Source organism: Bombella sp. ESL0378 (genome assembly GCF_009725845.1).
Lineage (GTDB): Bacteria > Pseudomonadota > Alphaproteobacteria > Acetobacterales > Acetobacteraceae > Bombella > Bombella pollinis.
This window is the reverse complement of the sequence record NZ_WNIF01000013.1, coordinates 2501-5450: the sequence shown is the minus strand read 5'-3', so window position 1 is coordinate 5450 and position 2950 is coordinate 2501. Positions and strand designations below refer to the sequence as shown.

1 tRNA gene and 2 rRNA genes (1 of these 3 only partly in view) are annotated in these 2950 nt (G+C 53.4%); all 3 read right to left on the bottom strand.

Annotated features, from left to right (window positions below):
• Nucleotides 1-85: 85 nt before the first annotated feature.
• A tRNA-Met gene (locus tag GM556_RS08520) sits at nt 86-162 on the bottom strand.
• Between the two features lie 39 nt (nt 163-201).
• Nucleotides 202-316, bottom strand: a 5S ribosomal RNA gene (gene rrf, locus GM556_RS08515).
• An 83-nt stretch (nt 317-399) separates the two neighbouring features.
• Nucleotides 400-2950 (bottom strand): 23S ribosomal RNA (locus GM556_RS08510) (it continues 186 nt past the right edge of the window).

Genomic DNA, 2950 nt, shown 5'->3' with positions numbered 1-2950 from the left:
GGGATAAGCTTATCACAGAGGCAAGGGTATGTTTTAGTGGTGTGTGGGTTTAGGGATTTATCTGGGATTTGTGTATGGTATTTATTGGATGCGGGGGTAGGATTTGAACCTACGACCTTCAGGTTATGAGCCTGACGAGCTACCGGGCTGCTCCACCCCGCGGTAGTGGGTGGTTTAAGTATGGAGTGGGTGAGCGAGGGGACCTGGCGGCGACCGACTTTTCCGCTTCTTAAGAAGCAGTATCATAGGCGCTGGAGGCTTTAACGGCCGAGTTCGGGATGGGATCGGGTATGGATCCTCCGCCATAGCCACCAGGTCTTCCCGCTCACCCTTTAGGTGATTGGGGTGTGGTTGGTGTTTTTTGGTGAGTGTGACTGATTACTGTGCATGTGTTTTAGGTGTGTGAGAGATATGGGCGATTAGGATCAGTTAGCTACACATGTTACCATGCTTATACACCTGACCTATTGACGTCCTGGTCTTGGACGGCCCTGTGAGACCTAGTTTTGAGGCTGGTTTCCCGCTTAGATGCTTTCAGCGGTTATCCATTCCGAACTTAGCTACCCGGCTGTGCCGCTGGCGCGACAACCGGTGCACCAGAGGTTCGTTCATCCCGGTCCTCTCGTACTAGGGACAAATCCTCTCAAGTCTCTTACACCCACGGCAGATAGGGACCGAACTGTCTCACGACGTTCTAAACCCAGCTCACGTACCACTTTAATCGGCGAACAGCCGAACCCTTGGGACCTGCTCCAGCCCCAGGATGTGATGAGCCGACATCGAGGTGCCAAACCTCCCCGTCGATGTGGACTCTTGGGGGAGATCAGCCTGTTATCCCTAGAGTACCTTTTATCCGTTGAGCGATGGCCCATCCACGCGGGACCACCGGATCACTATGGCCGACTTTCGTCTCTGCTTGAGCTGTCACTCTCGCAGTCAGGCGGGCTTATGCCATTGCACTCGACAGCCGGTTTCCGACCGGCCTGAGCCCACCATCGCGCGCCTCCGTTATTCTTTGGGAGGCGACCGCCCCAGTCAAACTGCCCACCATACAGGGTCCCGGACCAGGCTGACTGGTCTCGGTTAGATATCAGAAAAGTTCAGGGTGGTATTTCAAGGATGGCTCCACCGGAGCTGGCGCCCTGGTTTCAAAGCCTCCCACCTATCCTACACAAAACTTTCCTGATACCACTGTAAAGCTGCAGTAAAGGTTCATAGGGTCTTTCCGTCTGACCGCGGGTACCCCGCATCTTCACGGGGAATTCAATTTCGCTGAGCCGATGCTGGAGACAGCGGGGAAGTCGTTACGCCATTCGTGCAGGTCGGAACTTACCCGACAAGGAATTTCGCTACCTTAGGACCGTTATAGTTACGGCCGCCGTTTACCGGGGCTTCGATTTGACGCTTGCACATCTCCTCTTAACCTTCCGGCACCGGGCAGGCGTCAGACCCTATACGTCATCTTTCGATTTCGCAGAGTCCTGTGTTTTTACTAAACAGTCGCTACCCCCTGGTCTGTGCCACCCGCTAATGGTTACCCACTAACGGGTCTCGTTTCTTCCGAAGTTACACGAGCAATTTGCCTAGTTCCTTCAGCATCGTTCTCTCAAGCGCCTTGGTATACTCTACCAGTCCACCTGTGTCGGTTTCGGGTACGGTCTATATGCTAGAGCTATTTCCTGGAACGGTCCAAAAGCCAGCTCAATCCGTTAAGAGCTGACAACATATCTCGTTCGTCACTTCTAGCAGGCTTAGGACTATTAACCTAATTCCCATCGACTACGGCTTTCGCCCTCGCCTTAGGGGCCGGCTCACCCTGCGTGGATTAACCTTGCGCAGGAACCCTTGGACTTTCGGCGACAGTGTTTCTCGCACTGTTTGTCGCTACTCATGTCAGCATTCGCACTTCTGATACCTCCAGAGAGGGTCACCCCGTCTCCTTCGCAGGCTTACAGAACGCTCCGCTACCGCGCATAGTAAACTATGCACCCACAGCTTCGGCACGTGGCTTGAGCCCCGTTACATTTTCGGCGCAGGGTTTCTATTAGACCAGTGAGCTATTACGCTTTCTTTAAAGGATGGCTGCTTCTAAGCCAACCTCCTGGTTGTTTTGGAATCCCCACATCCTTTCCCACTTAGCCACGATTTAGGGGCCTTAGCTGGTGGTCTGGGCTGTTTCCCTCTCGACAATGGACCTTAGCACCCACTGTCTGTCTGCCGCACTTATACTCCTCGGTATTCGGAGTTTGGTTAGGTGTGGTAAGGCTTTGGGCCCCCCTAGCCCATCCAGTGCTCTACCCCCGAGGGTAATATGCGACGATCTACCTCAATAGATTTCGCGGAGAACCAGCTATCTCCGAGTTTGATTGGCCTTTCACCCCTAGCCACAGCTCATCCCCGACTTTTTCAACAGGCGTGGGTTCGGCCCTCCAGTGCGTGTTACCGCACCTTCAGCCTGGCCATGGCTAGATCACTCGGTTTCGGGTCTTCTACCAGTAACTTAGTCGCCCTATTCAGACTCGCTTTCGCTACGCCTACACCTATCGGCTTAAGCTCGCTACGGACAGAAACTCGCTGACCCATTATACAAAAGGTACGCCGTCACCCCATAAGAGGCTCCGACTGCTTGTAGGCACCTGGTTTCAGGTCTCTTTCACTCCCCTTATCGGGGTGCTTTTCACCTTTCCCTCACGGTACTGGTTCACTATCGGTCACCAGAGAGTATTTAGGCTTGGAAGGTGGTCCTCCCATGTTCAGACAGGGTTTCTCGTGCCCCGCCCTACTCAAGGCCTTTATAAGACATTACGCATAAGGGACTATCACCCACTATGGTCAGACTTTCCAGACTGTTCTGCTTGTTCTTACAAAGACACTGGCCTGTTCCGCGTTCGCTCGCCACTACTAGCAGAATCTCTGTTGATGTCTTTTCCTCCGGGTACTTAGATGTTTC